The 17,437-nt window shown below is 56.7% G+C and carries 16 protein-coding genes; 12 read left to right on the top strand and 4 right to left on the bottom strand.

Features of this window, described 5'->3' with window-relative positions; all coding sequences use genetic code 11:
- Nucleotides 1-16: 16 nt before the first annotated feature.
- Both BUC04_RS00475 and BUC04_RS00470 read left to right on the top strand, forming a co-directional pair.
- On the top strand, nt 17-1,009 hold the full coding sequence (locus BUC04_RS00475) for an alpha/beta hydrolase (RefSeq protein ID WP_067654046.1): 993 nt from the start codon (nt 17-19) through the stop codon (nt 1,007-1,009).
- Between the two features lie 752 nt (nt 1,010-1,761).
- The gene (locus BUC04_RS00470; protein ID WP_067654043.1) at nt 1,762-2,217 is read left to right on the top strand and encodes a hypothetical protein; all 456 of its coding nucleotides are present in this window, start codon (nt 1,762-1,764) and stop codon (nt 2,215-2,217) included.
- A gap of 130 nt (nt 2,218-2,347) precedes the next feature.
- Here BUC04_RS00470 and BUC04_RS00465 read toward each other — a convergent pair whose 3' ends face one another.
- On the bottom strand, nt 2,348-3,121 hold the full coding sequence (locus tag BUC04_RS00465) for an isochorismatase family protein (RefSeq protein WP_067654040.1): 774 nt from the start codon (nt 3,119-3,121) through the stop codon (nt 2,348-2,350).
- 242 nt (nt 3,122-3,363) lie between these two features.
- Here BUC04_RS00465 and BUC04_RS00460 point away from each other — a divergent pair, with 242 nt between their 5' ends.
- Nucleotides 3,364-3,954, top strand: coding sequence for a heme-binding beta-barrel domain-containing protein (locus BUC04_RS00460; RefSeq protein WP_073325574.1), 591 nt, complete (start codon nt 3,364-3,366; stop codon nt 3,952-3,954).
- A 31-nt stretch (nt 3,955-3,985) separates the two neighbouring features.
- A complete protein-coding gene (locus BUC04_RS00455) occupies nt 3,986-5,365 on the top strand; it encodes an FAD-containing oxidoreductase (protein WP_067654034.1) in 1,380 nt (459 codons plus the stop codon).
- Between the two features lie 6 nt (nt 5,366-5,371).
- On the opposite strand, the gene BUC04_RS00450 is transcribed toward BUC04_RS00455, so the two are convergent.
- Nucleotides 5,372-5,557, bottom strand: a complete 186-nt coding sequence (locus BUC04_RS00450) for a DUF1214 domain-containing protein (protein ID WP_067654031.1) — start codon at nt 5,555-5,557, stop codon at nt 5,372-5,374.
- Nucleotides 5,558-5,696: 139 nt separating this feature from the next.
- Between BUC04_RS00450 and BUC04_RS00445 the strand changes: the two genes are divergently transcribed.
- Nucleotides 5,697-6,323, top strand: a complete 627-nt coding sequence (locus BUC04_RS00445; protein ID WP_067654028.1) for a hypothetical protein — start codon at nt 5,697-5,699, stop codon at nt 6,321-6,323.
- A 269-nt stretch (nt 6,324-6,592) separates the two neighbouring features.
- Here the strand turns inward: BUC04_RS00445 and BUC04_RS00440 are convergent, their stop codons facing one another.
- Nucleotides 6,593-8,023 (bottom strand): DUF1254 domain-containing protein, encoded by a 1,431-nt coding sequence (locus BUC04_RS00440; protein WP_200804641.1) that lies wholly within the window; start codon nt 8,021-8,023, stop codon nt 6,593-6,595.
- A 231-nt stretch (nt 8,024-8,254) separates the two neighbouring features.
- The gene (locus BUC04_RS00435) at nt 8,255-8,545 is read right to left on the bottom strand and encodes a putative quinol monooxygenase (RefSeq protein WP_067654022.1); all 291 of its coding nucleotides are present in this window, start codon (nt 8,543-8,545) and stop codon (nt 8,255-8,257) included.
- A gap of 382 nt (nt 8,546-8,927) precedes the next feature.
- Between BUC04_RS00435 and BUC04_RS00430 the strand changes: the two genes are divergently transcribed.
- From BUC04_RS00430 to BUC04_RS00400, 7 genes are all read left to right on the top strand, one after another.
- On the top strand, nt 8,928-9,674 hold the full coding sequence (locus tag BUC04_RS00430; protein WP_067654019.1) for a cysteine hydrolase family protein: 747 nt from the start codon (nt 8,928-8,930) through the stop codon (nt 9,672-9,674).
- Between the two features lie 284 nt (nt 9,675-9,958).
- Nucleotides 9,959-10,207, top strand: coding sequence for a hypothetical protein (locus BUC04_RS00425; protein ID WP_067654016.1), 249 nt, complete (start codon nt 9,959-9,961; stop codon nt 10,205-10,207).
- Between the two features lie 111 nt (nt 10,208-10,318).
- Nucleotides 10,319-10,600, top strand: a complete 282-nt coding sequence (locus BUC04_RS00420) for a glutaredoxin family protein (protein WP_067654012.1) — start codon at nt 10,319-10,321, stop codon at nt 10,598-10,600.
- Between the two features lie 250 nt (nt 10,601-10,850).
- Entirely contained in the window at nt 10,851-11,579 is a 729-nt protein-coding gene (locus tag BUC04_RS00415; RefSeq protein WP_067666216.1) for a cysteine hydrolase family protein, read from the top strand.
- 238 nt (nt 11,580-11,817) lie between these two features.
- A complete protein-coding gene (locus BUC04_RS00410; RefSeq protein WP_067666208.1) occupies nt 11,818-12,675 on the top strand; it encodes a sulfite exporter TauE/SafE family protein in 858 nt (285 codons plus the stop codon).
- Between the two features lie 217 nt (nt 12,676-12,892).
- Entirely contained in the window at nt 12,893-13,621 is a 729-nt protein-coding gene (locus BUC04_RS00405) for a cysteine hydrolase family protein (RefSeq protein WP_073325480.1), read from the top strand.
- 209 nt (nt 13,622-13,830) lie between these two features.
- Nucleotides 13,831-17,400, top strand: a complete 3,570-nt coding sequence (locus tag BUC04_RS00400) for a response regulator (protein ID WP_082766788.1) — start codon at nt 13,831-13,833, stop codon at nt 17,398-17,400.
- Nucleotides 17,401-17,437: the final 37 nt, after the last annotated feature.

Here is a 17,437-nt window from a genome sequence, read left to right as displayed (position 1 = left end):
TTGGAAGGATTTCGTCATGCTGTTCGTCACCAACCGGACGCCACGCCAGTCTGAGCGCACCCGCACCAATCGCCCCATCGACTTTCCGCTGCAAAACACCAGCGTCAGCCAGAACCTCTATTTCTGTCGCCGCAACGGCCCGGACGATTACACCGAGATCGGCTCTCCGGCCTTCTTTGCCGAGCTCAAAGAGCTGAGCGATCCCAAGACCCAGGTGCTGCTCTACATCCACGGATTCAACAACACCTTCGAGTCGGAGATCTTCCCCAACGCCCAGCAGCTGCAATCCCTGTTCGATCAACATGGCGGCAAGGGCCTGGTTCATGTGGTGCCGCTGATCTGGCCCTGCGACGACGACAGCTTCGTCGCCTTTATCGACGACTACTGGGATGACCAGCGCGCCGCCGACGCCTCAGGCGATGCCTTCGCCCGCATGTTGGGCAAATTTGATGATTGGCGTAAGGCGGAGGCTGAAGCTTGCAAGAAGGAGGACCGCCCGCCCTGTACCCGCCGCATCAATGTGCTGGCCCACTCCATGGGCAACCGGGTGCTGCGCAACGCGTTGCGCCGTTGGGTCCACAACGACATCGGCCAGATGCCCCAGCTGTTTCGCAACTGCTTTATGGTGGCGGCGGATGTGGTCAACCATACCCTGGAGCCCGACGAAGAGGGTGCGGTGATCAGCGACGCCGCCCGCAACCTGGTGGTCTACTTCGCCAACGACGATCTGGCGATGCCCGCCAGCAAACTGGCCAATCTTAAGAACAAAACCGTGTCCCGTCGCTTAGGGATGACCGGGCCAGAGGATCTGGAAAAGGTGGCCCGTAACGTGTTTGAGGTTGACTGCGACAACTTCAACAACAGCTTCGACCCGCCCAAGGGCCACAGCTACTTCCTCACCAATCCTAAGGGCAAGGTCAGCCCGGTGCTGCTGCACATGGTCAAGGCAGTGAAGACCGGCCGTGTCGACCCCAGCGACCGCAGCCACATCCTGGCAAAACCCAAGTAAGCCAGGCGACCGTTTTTGAGCCCCATGGCTGAACACCCTGGGGCTCTATCGCCGGCCCCAGTCAGCCGATCTGCACCTGCTTGCATCGACAGCAATACCTGCTCACATCGACAGCATTCAATCTGCCGCGTCGGTCAGGCCTCATCTCTAACGCGTTGATTAATATAGGCTCCCTTGCTAGATTGATTTAAAGTCGCAGGTGAAAGCAGCCATGTGTTCTATCCAACTGCGTCACACGCAACCCTGAGGACCCGTGCATCGTACAGATTGAACAGGTAGACCAGATTTCACTGCTGGAGTCAGGGGAGTTGCTAGTTTCAATAGCGAGCGGCGGTAACGCGGGGTATCAATATATCTACCGAGAAGCTAGCGGGGTCTACTGGGACCCGGTGTCGAAAGGTTTTATATCAACGCCGATAAAGAACTGGTCCCTGGCAAAGTGGTATGAGCATATCGTTGATACGGTTGCCCGCGGTTTGAGGGTAAAACTGGTGCTTTGTAAGTCTGTTCAATGGGTGGGCCTTACCAATGAAGAGATCAAGTCTATCTCTTGCCCTGACATTAAGCCGTAGAGACCAACGCACTTAAAGAGCAACAGTTGGAAAAGGCTGCAATGAACCCGAGTGTTTAATCACTAGCCTGCCCTTCGCGCAGCTCTTACCCGTGCAGCGACTAAGCCAGGTAGCCTTGCCAGCTTTGGCACAAAGGCACTGGTTTAGTCGGTCGAGATCATTGTCTAAGGATGGACACAGATGAATCAGACCAAGCTCATTATTATCGCAATATGTGCCGGCTTACTCATTGGCGCAATCGCGACATTTTTCTTTGGATACGTCGCGGCCATCGCCATCCCGGAAGGCTACTTTTTGTGGTTTCACCAACACATGCATATTCGAGTTGCCTTTATCCCTTTAGGGATAGCTGAGCACTTTATTTGCTTTGGACCTTGGGCATTGCTGGCCGGTTGTGTCTTGGCAAGACTCAGTCCCTCACACTGGCTCCTTAACAGTGTCATTTGTTATCTCTCGGTATTGTTCTACTCCTCCGTTGGCATCGCCATTGTCTACGGCGGGCCAATACGGAGTCCATTCCAGGTGTCGGACAGCGTGTTTTACATTCCGATGATGGTCCTCCCGACATGCCTGATCGCTGCCTCTTACTTCTCTTCGAAAAGGCATGGCCATAAAGAACATCACTGCCCCACTTAGCCTGAGCTAGCGCTCGTTACCAAGCTCTCGTCACCATGACCGCTGCGCAGACTCACTGAGAAGTCGTCGCAATAAAAAAGGCACCAGCCCTATCGACTTGGTGCCTTTATAAATTCACGCGTTTAACGCTTTAGAGCTCTTTATTGATCTGCTTAATCACCTCATCGGTGGTCTTCACCGAGTTGGCGATCATCCGCCAGTTCACCAGTGCCGCGGCGTAACCATCATAGTCCGGCAGTTGCGCAGCCGCAGAGGCGTCTTTCACCACCATCACTTCAAAGCCCTGTTCCATAAACTCGCGCATGTGCGATTCGGTACAGAGGTTAGCGGACATGCCCGCCAGGATGATCTTGCTGACGTTGCGCTTGCGCAGCTGCAGCACCGTGTCGTTGGTGTCCGGCCCATACACCTTGTGCGGAGTGGAAACCGCGGTTTTGCCGTTGTTGATGTACTTCTTGTATTGCGGCATCCAGTCTACACCGCTGCCTTCCGGGAAGCCGTCCTGGTCCAGCCGGGAACTGCTTTCAAACATCTTGATGCCGTGCATGGCGTGCTCTAGCGCCCCACCGTGTTTAAAGGTCAGATCCGTCGGTGCGTAGAAGTGGGGGGAGATGATCAACGGGATGTCTTTCTCGCCGGCGATCTTCATCAGCCGTTCGATGTTTTCAACGGTGTTGTTGGCCTCAACATTCTTGCCAACCAGGGCCCAGGCAACGCCCTTGGGCGAGAGAAAATCGATCTGCGGATCGGTAATCACGATGGCTGTTTGACCCTTTACCAGGGTCACACCAGGGTTTGGCAGGCCATCCCCTCCGTCTTCGGCGTTACCGGCGGCGAATGCGCCGCTGGTACCAAGCAAGGCGGCAAGTGACAGAGCGGTAGCGAGCTTTTGGAACTTTTGCATGATGTTCTATTCCTGTTGATTGCTTCACAGTACCTGCCGAGCGTTATCTCAACATCAAAAGAGCATTCAGTCTTCAAGAGGAACCCAACAAAACATGAATCCCGCTCAGGCAAAGTCTTGAAACTGTAGTTGGCGCCTCTGAACACTGTCCAATCACTGCCCGTCACCCATGCTGAACTTAAGTTGGACCGCTGCCGCTAGCGGCTATGCTTGAGTCACCCAGCCCAATCAGCAAAACCCAGATGGCATCAGACACAAAAGTTAATGGCGTGGATTATGGTCCCTTGGCTCGACTGCTGGGGGAATGGCGAGGCGAACAGGGGCAAGACCGCTCGCCCGAACCCGATGGCGCAGAGCAGAACGCGTTTTACGAAACCCTCATCTTCCGTCCTGCAGGCCAAATCACCAATGCCGAATCTCAGCGTCTTGTGGCGCTGCGTTACCATCGCCGAGTCAACCGACAAAGCGATCACCAGGAGTTTCATGAGCAGCATGGTTACTGGTTGTGGGACAAAGAGCGTGAGGCCCTGTTCGAGTGCTTTGTCACCCCCAGGGGCGTGGCCGTGGTAGCAGAGGGTAAGCTGCCAGCGTCCGCTATCGAGCAGGAGCGCATTACCTTTTCGGTGCAAACCCGCGCTGAAGGCCATGGCATCGCCCAAACGGCCTTCTTACAAGAACACGCCAGCACCATCGGCTTTACTCACCAGCTTACGCTCAGCGGCAACCAGCTTAGCTACACCCAAACCACTTCGCTGGATATCTATCAGCATCGAGGATTTGACCACACTGATAGCAACACCCTGCACCGGGAAGGCCAGGTGATGGTGGATTAACCTCTCTGCACCACTTATGGAGATCACTCAGATGGCGCAACACTTTGATGCGATTGTCATCGGCGCTGGCCAGGCCGGTCCGCCACTGGCCGAACGGCTTGGCAAATCGGGAATGAAAACGGCCATCATCGAGCGCCACTTGGTGGGAGGAACCTGTGTCAACGTAGGCTGTATCCCCACCAAAACCCTGGTGGGCAGTGCCCGCGTGGCCCATGCAGCCCGTCAGGCGGCGGAGTTTGGCGTCACCATCAACGGCTCGGTTGAGGTGGACATGCGACAGGTCAAGGCGCGCAAGGATGAGGTCTCTGGCGGAGCTAACGCCAATGTCATGGCCTGGATACAGGGCATGGACAACGTCACCCTGATCAGTGGCCACGCCCGCTTCACCGGTCCCAAGAGCCTCGACGTGGAGGGTCAGGCTCTTACGGCGGATCGCATCTTTATCAACGTTGGCGCCCGCGCCCGGGTGCCGGACTTTGCCGGCCTGGACCAGGTCGACTATCTGACCAACTCCTCAATGATGGCGATGGACAGCTTGCCAAAGCACCTGCTGATCGTCGGCGGCAGCTACATCGGCCTGGAGTTCGCCCAGATGTATCGACGCTTTGGCGCTAAGGTCACGGTGATTGAGATGCAGGATCGGCTGATCGGCCGGGAAGACCCAGACGTCTCTTCTGCGGTACAGGAGATCCTGGAGGGGGAAGGCGTTACGGTCCGGACCGGGGCGGAGTGTCTGGCCTTCGAGCCCGGCCCCATGGGCGTTCGTATGCAGATCGACTGCCAGCAGGATGCAACCCCACTGGACGGCAGCCATGTGTTGATTGCGGTTGGTCGGGTTCCAAATACGGATTCATTGAGTCTGGAGCACACCGGCGTAACCACCAATGCTCGCGGCTACATCGTGGTGGACGATCAGCTTCGTACCAATGTTGAAGGGATCTGGGCTCTGGGCGAGGTCAACGCGCGCGGAGCCTTCACCCACACCACCTACAACGATTTTGAGATCGTTGCCGCCAATCTGCTGGACCAGGATCCCCGCCGTGTCACCGACCGGCTGCTCTGTTACGGCCTGTTCATAGACCCCCCTCTTGGCCGGGTGGGGATGACCGAAACCCAGGCCCGAGCCTCAGGCAAACGCGTGCTGATGGGCACCCGCCCGATGACGCGTGTCGGCCGAGCCAAGGAGTTTGGCGACACCCGGGGCTTTATCAAGATCCTGGTGGACGCCGACAGTCAGGCCATACTGGGCGCATCAATCCTGGGCATGACTGGCGATGAAGTGATCCAGTCGCTGCTGCCCCTGATGTACGCCAAGCAGCCCTATACGGTGATGTCGCGGGCCGTCCACATCCACCCCACAGTGACGGAGTTGCTGCCAACGGTACTGCAGTCGTTGCAACCGCTGGAGTAGGTCGCCCTACTCTACCGGCTCCGGATCCGCCAGCCGCCAGGTCTTGTCTAACCAGGGCTCCAGCGGGCCGTAGAGTCGGAAGATCAGGTTAAAGCCCCGCCCGGGAATGGTCTGCACCCAGTTGTTTTCCTGACCCGGGGGCGCTTCAGGCCCGAAGTAGACATCAAAGGAGCCGTCCTCGTTCTGCACCATCCCCTCCGGGTTGTTAAGAGGATCACACCAATGTAAATGCCCCGTGTACTTTCTCACTCGGAGAAGAATAATATCAATGTACGCTCGGCCAATTGGGGAGCTCAAAAGGGATGATTGAAATTCGGCGAAGGAGGTTCGCGTGAGAATAACCTGGTTACTGTTTTTACTGCTACTACCTGGGTGTGACTTAAATAGTTCTGATGATGTTCTTCAAAAAGAAGAAGCCGGCATCCAGTTGACCTACGATCTCAATGGCGAAACGACCGAAATAGCCTATGCGACCTCCAGTGAACTGATAATTAGCTGCCCTGAAGGGGTGAGCTGTGATCAGAGCTTCGATTATCGAGCACAGGTCTTCGAAGATGAGAACATCTACATATATCTCTCTTTTGGACCAGAGATCGTCGACAGCTATTCGTTACAGACGCTCTCCGAGCACTTCAACTATCTTGATTTCAGACTGAAACTCCCTGATCAAAGCACTGAAAAAACAGATGTGTATTTTTCACATCGGCAACCGGTTACGGAACTGAACGTAGACACTTACCCAGATAATTCGGATGGCATGCTGCTTCAGTTCAATGACTACAGCGATCACGTGTTAAGTGGCGCCATATCCGGCATAGCGACACAGCTCACCGCCTACACGGAAGATGCCACTGACCCTGATTGTAAAACGGACGACATGATGGGCATTTGCTATGAAAACCGCGAGACCTATATGCCCTTCTCCGTCGTATTTACAATCCGTGTTCAAGAAGAGTAGGACGTGTGCATTAGTTCAATTGGCTATGGCCATGACGAAGAGTTATAACAAAAGGTGAACCAGTAGGGTTCACCTTTTGTTTTAGTATTCTTGGCCATTATTTCCTTTTTTGTCATTTTAATATTCGTGAAGGATTCAATCACCTTGAGCAGGCGCTTTTAGAGAGTCTGATAGTTCGTGCAACCGCACTCCTAGCTCTACCATGAAAGTTCTGCCATGAAAGCTTAGGCCTGACACCTCAGCTAGCCTCTTTTATCCAACGTGGCGCATCATGGTAATAACTCCGGATCCGCCAGCCGCCAGGTCTTGTCAAACCAGGGCTCCAGCGGGCCGTAGAGCCGGAAGATCAGGTTAAAGCCCCGCCCGGGTATGGTCTGCACCCAGTTATTTTCCTGACCCGGGGGCGCTTCAGGCCCGAAGTAGACATCAAAGGAGCCGTCCTCGTTCTGCACCATCCCCTCGCGGTTGTTGTCGATGCCCGGGAAGCGGGCGTCGGTCTGCAGCATCGAACGGGTCTGGTTGTCGTAGAGGGTGAAGGACCAGAAGTCCTTAGCGGGCACATTGGCGGGTACATGGACCCGGTAGGTCTCGCTGCCATTGAGCGGGTAACCCTCCTTGTCCAGGAAGGTATAGGCGTACTTAGAGCCCTTGCCGATGATCTTCTTGGCCATCGCCGGGGTGATACCGGTGGCGTAATAGTGGAACCCCGCCCGGGCATCCAGCAGCTTGGCCCCTTCGTTCAGCCACTGGTAACTGCCGCCGGGGAAGGGATTCATCCACACGCTCTCCCCAGGATAGAAGTAAAACATCTCATCCCGTGGCCGTGACATGATGGTTTTGACGCTCACCGCGCCCGCCTGAGCAGCTGCACTCAAAATGCCCTGCATTCGTTCATCGGGCTCAAACTTCTGCCCCTTCTTGATGCCAATCGAAGCAAGAATGCCCAGGATCTCCTCACTCTCTCCCATGCTTGGCTCAGCCTGCACCACCGCATTGATCTCCTCAAAGATCGCCGCATCCATCCGGTGGATGGTATTGACCTCTTTGCCTGACACATTGATGAAGGTCATCTTGGGTGGATTGGCCTTTTGCGACAGCGGATAGATCTTAAATTTTTCCTGCGTTGCCTTAACCGCCGTCTCGGTCGAACCATCCACCTGAAAGCCACGCCAGATCACCCAGTTGCCATAGGTATTGGTGCGGGCCACATGATAGCCCTCGGGCACGTCACCCTCGTAGCCCGGTGGCAGAATCAGAAACTTGCCGCCCTGGCCCTGATCCGGCCCCAGCCGGCCAAAGTCCGCCACGTACTTGAACCAATGGTCGTCGACGATCCCCAGCACATCCGGCGGTGTCTCGATCACCATCGGCTCATCAGTCAGCTCCAACCAGGCCATCTGGTACACACTGGTGGTGTTGGCGGTGAGAAACAGTGCCTTGGAGTCCATCAGATCGGCAAACTGGACCGCAGTGGTGTTAGCGGGACCAAACTCCAGCAGGCCCTGACGGATAGCGTACATGGAGGCGATCTGGATGCCGCTCATGTAGGCCTGATAGGCGTGTTGAAAGTCGATGAAGTCGTAGATCTTTTGGGCCGAGGCCGGGTCCGGCACGCCATCGAAGAAACTGAGCTCCCCCAGGCGGGTATCGACGTTATCCGGAGTGGTGATCCCCTCCGGGATCGCGGTGGTCATCTGCATTTTCGGAGGTTCAGTGGCCGCTATCGCTCCGCTGAACATTGCTGTGGAGATTAATCCAGCCAGCCACTGCCCCAATTTCCCTCGCCCTTTCCTGTTCATCGCCCTGTTCTCCTCCACCATCCTGAGTTGAGGTAACCATAGCCGAGGACGGGGGTGTTGATTGCGTTGGGAAGGAGAACAACAGCCTGCCGCCGGTTTTCCGGCTAGGCAGGTTGTTGTCGATAGCCCGGGTCAGGCGATGTGGCTGAGTTCGGTCAGGGTAAAGCGCTCGATGGCGCCCTCAGTGGCGGCCAGGTAGTCCTTAAGGTGCTGATTGCTTGAGTGGGCCTGCCACAACTCCCGGGTGGTCCAGTTCTCGTAGAACAGGAAGTGAGCGGGATTGTCGTTGTCCTGATGCAGGTCGTAGTTGATGCAGCCCTCTTCAGCACGGGTGACATCAATAAGCTTGAGCAGCTCTGACTTCACTAGGTCAATCTTGTCCTCGTGGGCGGTGATACTGGCAACGACGGTGAGCTTGGCCATAACAAATCCTCTTTGTTCTGAGTGCATTCGAAGTGTGCTGCCCTGAGTGTCCGACCCTGCCAGTCCCAATTCCTGACCAGAGGCCAACCACCCATCACCACCTCAGGTTTTGCCCTGGTTTGGGTGAGGTAACCATAGCCAAGGATCCAAAGCGACAGCGGTCAATCTGGCAAGGCATCACCTACCACTGCTGGAGGGAACGGCGGATCTCATGCCACACATCCGCTCGGCCAGATCACACATTGCCGGGATCGCCTAACACATCCAGACACCCTTCGTTGCGGCACCATGGCTCCATATTCGAAAGGGCGGCAACGCCCAAAACGGATAACAGCGTTATCAACCATCGACTTCAAGACCAGGTACCACGGAGAGCACCATCATGAACGCACTGACCAACACTGTTGCCGCCCTGAGCATCGGCCTTCTGACCTTCACCAGCAGCGCAAAAGCGGAACTTCCCGACCCCGGCATGGACTACGCCAAAGGCCGTACCGCTATTGTCATCACAGATCCGCAAATCGACTTTCTCAGCCCCAAAGGGGTGTCCTGGAAGCTCGTAGGCAAGAGTGTCGAGGCCAACAACACCGTAGAGAACATCGAGAAGCTGATGAAAATTGCTGGGGAGAAAGACATCCCGCTGATCATCTCCCCCCATTTCTATGCACCGACGGACCTGACCTTTCAGCACGGTGGTGCACTAGAGCATGCGATGCACGGTATTCACATGTTTGAGAGCAAGTCGCGAATCGACCAAGATGGCTTCCCCGAAGGCACCGGCGTTGACTGGATGCCCCAGTACAAGAAATACATCAACAATGGCAAAACCGCGGTGGCAACACCCCACAAGGTCTACGGGCCGGACAGCAACGATACCGTACTGCAGTTGCGCAAGCGCGGCATCGACAAGATTATCCTGGCAGGCATGTCTGCCAACCTTTGTACCGAATCACACCTGCGTGAATTCATGGAGCAAGGCTTCGAGGTTCAGGTGGTATCCGATGGCACCGCAGCCGCACAACTGCCAGGTCTGGATGGCTACGCCGCAGCCATGACCAACGTGCGGATGATTGCCAACTCCGTAAAAACCACAGAGGAGGTACTGAAGCAAATTGACGAGCAACTGTAAGAACCAAAGCCCCTCTGTAATGTATGCCTTCGGGCACCTTTCCAACCTTTCGCCGCCCCCATGGGCGGCTTTTTTTGGGCTTGTCCTACGGTGGCGAGGTTACGCTCCATGTTGAGTTGGCCGCCTGATAAAACCAGGGTATCGATACAGGTTGGATGAAGACCCTGGGGAGATGACAGATGAAAAATGCTGCGCGCGCTGCCTCGGCGCCCAGCTAGTTGACCCGCTGACCGATTTCACCCCTAAACATCTGAAAATTTGAGCATCTGAACAAGTATCTCGCGATGCTAGAGATGACCCTAGAGCAGTACGTGGATCATCGCAGGTGCCAGGAAGCACAAGATGACAGCCTGCTGCAGACTCACCTGAAAAATCCGGAGGCGATCACCAAGCCCAGATGGGCCGATGAACCTATCGGCTTCACCATCATCGCCGAGGATGGTTCAGAAAACTACGACCCCAACGAACGCCAAGACCCTCTCCACATACGATATGCCCTCTCCCCATGTCTGAGGTCGGCAAACCGCTGTTAATGCGGTCTAGGGTGCAATGGCAAATCACACATTCGCACACCATCCACACACATCATGGCAACGACACAGAGCGGACAATAACCCCAAGCCCATCCTTTGGAGATAAATGCCATGACCATCAAATCGCAAGCCGACAAACTGGCCCTCTATCAATTCTTCGGCTGCCCCTTTTGCACCATCGTCCAGCGGGCCATTGCTCGAAACAATGTCGAGGTTGAATTGCGAGACATTCATGAGGAACCCGAGTATCTCGAACAACTGGTCCGTGCCCGAGGGCGCGCGACCGTCCCGGTGCTTCGCATCACCAAAGCCGACGGCAGCGAAGTATGGATGCCGGAGTCCAGGGACATCGCCCATTACCTTGACCAGCAGTTCGGCTCAGCAACGCGTTAGCGGCTGATAACACGCCGTTGCTGCTGACCGATCTTCTTAGCTCTGTTGTTTGGCAAGGCACGATGCTCGCACTGAGTATCGTGCCTTTTCTGTTTTCAGCACCGGCCACCACTTTGTGGCTCGGACTGCACACATTCCCCTCTTAGCAGCACACATCCTTACCCACCGCCTCTCCCTAGAATGGGTTCCAAGCTTAAGGCACACACCGAGCCAAGCCTCATTAACGACTGAAACCCATAAGGATTACACCATGACTTACTCACAGAAAAACCGCGTTGAACAATGGCTGGAAGTGAACAAAGACCACGGTCTGCCGGTAACCGGCTTTGACATCGAAAAAGGCCGTACTGCCCTGGTTATCACCGATCCGCAGCGTGATTTTCTCCATCCCGATGGGGTGGCCTGGGGCGCAGTTGGCGAAAGTGTGCTGGAGAACAACACCGTCGCCAACCTGGAGCAACTGATGAACACCGCGGTCGAAGCTGGCCTGCCCCTGTTCATCAGCCCGCACTACTACTTCCCGACGGACCACAAATGGAAGTTTGAGGGCACCCTGGAGAAGCTGATGCACGCCATCAAGATGTTTGACCGCAAGGGCACCTTGGATGTGGAAGGCTTTGAGGGCAGTGGCGCCGACTGGATGGAGGAGTTCAAGCCCGCCATCAACAACGGCAACACCGTTATCTGCGGCGCACACAAGGTGTTTGGTCCGGAAAACAACGACCTGGTGCTGCAGCTGCGCAAGCAACGCATCGACAAGGTTATCCTGGCCGGCATGTCTGCCAACCTGTGCGTCGAGTCGCATCTGCGTGAACTGGTGGAGTGTGGCTTTGAAGTCACCGTGGTGGCCGACGCCAGCGCCGCCGCCAAGGTGCCTGGTCTGGATGGCATGCTCGCCGCCCTGACCAACTACCGCATGATCGCCAGTGACATCTGGTCCACCAAGCAAGCGGTCGCCAACATCAACGAAGCCAAATAACCTCGATTTCTCCCACTGCCGCCATGGCCCCCCAGGCCATGGCGGCTTACTCGTCTTTGGGGCTGACGTTCCGGCCCCCTCACCATCTGAGCACGTCCTGTTTACACAGGCCACAGGCGCTGGTTCACAACACACATTGGCGGTCTTGCGGCACACATACCCCATTCCAGTGACCCGGTATCGTAACCCCAGATTCGCAAATCCACGAACGTTAACCTAGCTCACGGGAAGTACTGTTATGGAACTCAGCACTGAATATTGGTACCTGTTACCCATCGCCATCGGCATCGCCACCATCGCTATGTCCAGCGGCATTGGCGGCGCGGTATTCTTTTCACCCCTGTTTATGCTGGCCCTTGGGCTAGACCCACAAATCGCCATTGGCGCTGCATTGGCCACCGAGCTGGCCGGCTTTGGTAGCGGTCTGGTCGCCTACCTCAAAGCCCGACTGATCGACTTCAGCCTGGCCAGGAAGCTGCTGCTGTTTTCCGTTCCAGCAGCCATAATCGGGTCACTTTACGCAGATCGGGTTCCCGCCGTCGTACTGAAAGCCATCTTTGCGGTAGGACTGATCTTTATCGGCACCCAGCTGTTTTCGGCCTGGCGTAAAGAGGAACGAGAGAAGCACGAGCAAGCAACCCGTGAAGAGTTTGCCGAGTCCTTTGAGTCCGAGCTAACCGATAAACAGGGCAAGGTGTACCGCTACACCATCTGCAACCCCTGGATGGGCAAAAGCTTTGCCGCCATCGGCGGGGGCTTTGTTGGCATGATCTCCGTCGGTCTGGCTGAGCTGCAGGAGTACCACCTGGTTGCACGTTGCCGAGTGCCGACGCCGGTCGCCGTGGCCACCTCCATCTTTGTGGTTGTGGTAACCGTTCTGGCTGCCTCGGTGGGCCACTTCTACGAGTTTTTCCATGAAGGGGGCGATGTTCTGAACCAGGTGATCAATATCATCATCTTTACCGTTCCCGGGGTCATCATCGGCGGCCAGATCGGCCCCAAACTGCAGAGTCTGGTGCCAGAAGACAAGATGAAGGTCGCTATCTCCATTGCCTTTCTGCTGATTGGTGCCTTCATGCTCTACACCCTGGTTTAACTCCCCCCGTTTTCCATGCCCAAGGCACGATGCTCGCACTGAGTATCGTGCCTTTTCTGTTTTCAGCACCGGCCACCACTTTGTGCCTCGGACTGCACACATTCCCCTCTTAGCAGCACACATCCTTACCCACCGCCTCTCCCTAAAATGGGTTCCAAGCTTAAGGCACACACCGAGCCAAGCCTCATTAACGACTGAAACCCATAAGGATTACACCATGACTGACTCACAGAAAAACCGCGTTGAACAATGGCTGGAAGTGAACAAAGACCACGGCCTGCCGGTAACCGGCTTTGACATCGAAAAGGGCCGTACTGCCCTGGTTATCACCGACCCGCAGCGTGATTTTCTCCATCCCGATGGGGTGGCCTGGGGCGCGGTTGGCGAAAGCGTGCTGGAGAACAACACCGTCGCTAACCTGGAGCAACTGATGAACACCGCGGTCGAAGCTGGCCTGCCCCTGTTCATCAGCCCGCACTACTACTTCCCGACGGACCACAAATGGAAGTTTGAGGGCACCCTAGAGAAGTTGATGCACGCCATCAAGATGTTTGACCGCAAGGGCACCTTGGATGTGGAAGGCTTTGAGGGCAGTGGCGCCGACTGGATGGAGGAGTTCAAGCCCGCCATCAACAACGGCAACACCGTTATCTGCGGCGCACACAAGGTGTTTGGTCCGGAAAACAACGACCTGGTATTGCAGCTGCGCAAGCAACGCATCGACAAGGTCATCCTGGCCGGAATGTCTGCCAACCTGTGCGTCGAGTCGCACCTGCGTGAACTGGTGGAGTGTGGCTTCGAGGTCACCGTGGTGGCCGACGCCAGCGCCGCCGCCAAGGTGCCCGGCCTGGATGGCATGCTCGCCGCCCTGACCAACTACCGCATGATCGCCAGTGACATCTGGTCCACCAAGCAAGCGGTCGCCAACATCAACGAAGCCAAATAACCTCGACTTCCCCTACCGCCGCCATGGCCCACCAGGCCATGGCGGCCTTGTTGTTGATGGGATTCGGTTGCCCGGCTCACTCAACCTTGGACTGTGAAAGCGCCTCACCGTGTGAGAAACTCGCAACATTACAGTCACAAACCCGTTTCAATTGAGCGGGGATACGATGGCATTACTGCCGGTTTTGGCCATCGGTGAGAGCGATATTCATGCCAACTGCGACTCGCGTTCCATCGAGCTTTGTCTGGGGAGTGGCCCTGGTTTCGACCCTGCCATTACTGCTCATCCAGCTGGGGGTGGATTTCGGTTCTCATTCGGGCGTTTTCAAGCCCGAGCTCGCCAATCAGCTGGAGTACAACGCCTTTCGCGACCTGATGTACGCCAACCTGGAAGGCAGCTTTACTCACACCATTTTGGAGTGGACCTCCATCACCATCGCCATGGTGACGGTGATCCTGGCCTTTGCCCACTTTAAAATTAAGCAGGATGCGGTCACCCCCATCATTGGTGTCGCACTCTTTACTGCGGGCTGCATGGATGCCTTCCACACCTTGGCCGCCGATCGACTGATCAACGCCACCGCCGCCAACGAAAACCTGGTGCCCTTCACCTGGGCCATCAGCCGAGTATTCAACGCCAGTATTACCACCGTGGGGGTGATACTGCTGATGGTTCGAGGGCAGCGGGAAACCAGCCCTGGCTTTCTTCTGCTGGTCAGCGCCTCGTTCGGCGCGCTGGCCTACGCCATTGTGCTGTACTGCGCGACTCAGGCTGAGCTGCCTCAAACCACCTACCCCGATGCCTGGATCACCCGTCCATGGGACGTCGGGCCTTTGATGATCTACCTGTTCTGTGCCCTATGGCTCTACCCGCGCTTCTATCGCGCCCGTCCATCTCTGTTTACCCATGCGCTCTGGATCAGCCTGATCCCCCAGACCATGACCGAACTGCACATGGCATTTGGGTCTACCGCCATCTACGACAGCCATTTTAATGTTGCCCACTTCCTCAAGATCGTCGCCTATGCGGTTCCCTTCTTGGGCCTGCTGCTGGACTACCTGCACACCTACCGGGTAGAGGCGCAGTTGGAGCAGGCACTGCGACAGGAGCGGGACAACCTGGAACAGCAGGTCTCCGAGCGTACTGCCGATCTGAAGGACTCACAGCTGCGCTTTGAGTTGGCGGTGCGAGGCTCAGGTGACGCGCTGTGGGAGTACGATGATGAAAGCAAAACCAACTGGTTCTCTCCACGCTATCTGGAACTTCTTGGCTACCGCGAGGGTGAGATAGAACACTCACTGGATAACTGGAGAGGCTTTCTTCACCCCGACGACCTCACCCCCACCGAGGCCGCCTTCCAAGCCCACCTCAGCAGCGACACGCCTTACAACATTGAGTACCGCCAGCGCACCAAATCCGGCGAGTACCGTTGGTTCCGAGCCCGAGCTAAATCCTTACGCCGAGCCGATGGCAGCGCGTACCGCACCAGTGGCACCGTCAGTGACATCACCGAACAGCGTACCCTGGCAGATGAATTGGCCGTCGCGGTCAAACGCGCTGAACTGGCTAACCGTGCCAAGGGTGAGTTCCTGGCCAACATGAGTCACGAGATCCGAACACCGATGAACGCCATCATCGGCATGTCCAACCTGGCCCTGCAAACCGACTTGGATCATCGACAACGCAACTACATCGATAAGGTCCACCGCTCTGCCGAGTCCCTGCTTGGGATCATCAACGACATCCTCGATTTCTCCAAAATCGAGGCTGGCAAGCTGCACATAGAAAAGACCGAGTTCCGGCTGGAGGAGCTGTTCGACAACCTGGCCAACCTGGTCGGCCTTCGAGCGGAAGAAAAAGGGTTGGAGCTGATGTTCGACCTCCCTGCTGACTTGCCGACACACCTGGTTGGCGACCCCTTGCGATTGAGCCAAGTACTGGTAAACCTCGGCAACAACGCAGTGAAATTCACCGAGCAGGGCGAGGTGGTGGTCAGGGTTAGGCCGGTGCAACACCAAGGTGATTCTCTGACCCTGGAGTTTTCCGTCACCGACACCGGTGTCGGCATCAGCGATGAACAAAAGGCCAAGCTGTTTGAGTCCTTCAGTCAGGCCGACGCATCGACCACCCGACAATTCGGTGGCTCCGGGCTGGGTTTGGCCATCAGCAAACGCCTGGTCGAGTTGATGGGGGGCCAGATTGAGCTGGAGAGCACCCTCGGTGTGGGTAGCCTGTTTCGCTTTACCTGTCCCGTGCAGGTTCAACAGCACGTCACCCCCCTGCCCCCTCCTCAAAGTGCCATCGGTGCCTTGAGGGTGTTAGTGGTCGACGACAACGCCACCGCGCGTGAGCTGCTGTGCACCATGCTCGAGGGCTTTGGCCTGCGAACCGCGTCCGTCAATGGCGGTGAACAGGCCCTGGCGCGGCTCGTTCAAGCTGACAGCGAGGAGCCGTTCGACCTGGTCCTGTTGGACTGGCGAATGCCACCGCCCGATGGCGTGGCCACCGCAGAGCGGATACGGGCGCACGATGCGCTAACACGTCCACCGCGCATCATCATGATCACTGCCCATGGAACGGATGAACTTAGCCTCGCCGCGGGTAAAGCGGCGCCGGAGAATATCCTTAGTAAGCCGGTCACCCCTTCAGCGCTGTTGGATGCGGTCATGCTTTCCATGGGGCGACAACCCCTATACCCCAACCGCTCCCACTATCGCAGCAATCGGATGGAACAGGCCCTGACTCATCTGGCAGGCGCCAAGGTGCTATTGGTTGAGGACAACGCCATTAACCAGGAGTTGGCCCACGAGTTACTGGTCAACAATGGCCTGCAGGTGGTATTGGCCAACAACGGACAGGAAGCTCTCGATGCCATTGCGAGAGAACGTTTCGATGGTGTGCTGATGGACTGCCAGATGCCAGTCATGGACGGCTACGAGGCGACCCGCCGGATCCGGGCACAAGCCAGTCATCGCCACCTGCCGATACTGGCGATGACCGCCAACGCCATGGTGGGTGACCGAGAAAAGGTGCTGGCGGCCGGCATGAACGAGCACATCAGCAAACCGATTAAGGTGGAGGAGATGTTCAATACCATGGCGCGCTGGATTACGCCTGCCGATCCAGAACCCACCCGCTCCGCTGCTACCGCCAGTGTTTCAGATGAGTCTCCGCTGCCGCCACTGCCTGGGATCAATACTCAGGTCGGCTTGCATCATTGCCACGGCAACCTGCCGCTATACCGGCGACTCCTGATTAAGTTCCACACGGTAAAACAAGATTTCAGCGTGCAATTTCAGCAAGCACTCAGCGACACAGATCGCCGAGCCGCCAGTCGCTGTGCCCACAGTCTCAAGGGGGCTGCGGGCAGCCTGGGTGCAGCAGAGCTTCAACAGCTGGCTGCCGCTCTGGAGTTGCGCTGCAATGAGCTGAGCGACGACGCCAACCTCAGTGCCCAGACCATCGCTGAGCCTTTAGCTGCAGTGCAATCCGAACTGAATCGCGTCCTTCGTGGCTTGCAGGTCCTGCAGCCAAGCCAGGAGGAGGCAGAGCTGGCCGAGCCAAGCCCTGGCGTCAACTCAATACCCTTAGCCCAGCAGCTTCAACGACTGCGCTCCATGCTCGAAGAGTGTGATAGCGAAGCCGCTGAGCAACTGGCATCACTGCGAGGCATGGTCCCCGACGCTGACTATACCAAGCTCAGCGAAGCGCTGGCCCAGTATGACTTCGATACCGCGCTGGACACCGTCACCGCCCTCGAGTCTGGCCGCCTGCAGTAATGCCAGGCCACAGCGACAGGTGTAGCGCACTAGAGTT

The organism is Ferrimonas marina (assembly GCF_900129905.1).
Lineage (GTDB): Bacteria > Pseudomonadota > Gammaproteobacteria > Enterobacterales > Shewanellaceae > Ferrimonas > Ferrimonas marina.
The sequence above is the reverse complement of the archived record's forward strand: the minus strand, read 5'-3'. Positions and strand labels throughout refer to the sequence as shown.

Excerpts from the sequence above, each read along its gene's own strand:
- BUC04_RS00475 (WP_067654046.1), top strand. The coding sequence starts at position 17 with ATGCTGTTCGTCACCAACCGGACGCCACGCCAGTCTGAGCGCACCCGC.
- BUC04_RS00470 (WP_067654043.1), top strand. The coding sequence starts at position 1,762 with ATGAATCAGACCAAGCTCATTATTATCGCAATATGTGCCGGCTTACTC.
- BUC04_RS00465 (WP_067654040.1), bottom strand. The coding sequence starts at position 3,121 with ATGCAAAAGTTCCAAAAGCTCGCTACCGCTCTGTCACTTGCCGCCTTG.
- BUC04_RS00460 (WP_073325574.1), top strand. The coding sequence starts at position 3,364 with ATGGCATCAGACACAAAAGTTAATGGCGTGGATTATGGTCCCTTGGCT.
- BUC04_RS00455 (WP_067654034.1), top strand. The coding sequence starts at position 3,986 with ATGGCGCAACACTTTGATGCGATTGTCATCGGCGCTGGCCAGGCCGGT.
- BUC04_RS00450 (WP_067654031.1), bottom strand. The coding sequence starts at position 5,557 with ATGGTGCAGAACGAGGACGGCTCCTTTGATGTCTACTTCGGGCCTGAA.
- BUC04_RS00440 (WP_200804641.1), bottom strand. The coding sequence starts at position 8,023 with ATGCAGATGACCACCGCGATCCCGGAGGGGATCACCACTCCGGATAAC.
- BUC04_RS00435 (WP_067654022.1), bottom strand. The coding sequence starts at position 8,545 with ATGGCCAAGCTCACCGTCGTTGCCAGTATCACCGCCCACGAGGACAAG.
- BUC04_RS00430 (WP_067654019.1), top strand. The coding sequence starts at position 8,928 with ATGAACGCACTGACCAACACTGTTGCCGCCCTGAGCATCGGCCTTCTG.
- BUC04_RS00425 (WP_067654016.1), top strand. The coding sequence starts at position 9,959 with ATGCTAGAGATGACCCTAGAGCAGTACGTGGATCATCGCAGGTGCCAG.
- BUC04_RS00420 (WP_067654012.1), top strand. The coding sequence starts at position 10,319 with ATGACCATCAAATCGCAAGCCGACAAACTGGCCCTCTATCAATTCTTC.
- BUC04_RS00415 (WP_067666216.1), top strand. The coding sequence starts at position 10,851 with ATGACTTACTCACAGAAAAACCGCGTTGAACAATGGCTGGAAGTGAAC.
- BUC04_RS00410 (WP_067666208.1), top strand. The coding sequence starts at position 11,818 with ATGGAACTCAGCACTGAATATTGGTACCTGTTACCCATCGCCATCGGC.
- BUC04_RS00405 (WP_073325480.1), top strand. The coding sequence starts at position 12,893 with ATGACTGACTCACAGAAAAACCGCGTTGAACAATGGCTGGAAGTGAAC.
- BUC04_RS00400 (WP_082766788.1), top strand. The coding sequence starts at position 13,831 with ATGCCAACTGCGACTCGCGTTCCATCGAGCTTTGTCTGGGGAGTGGCC.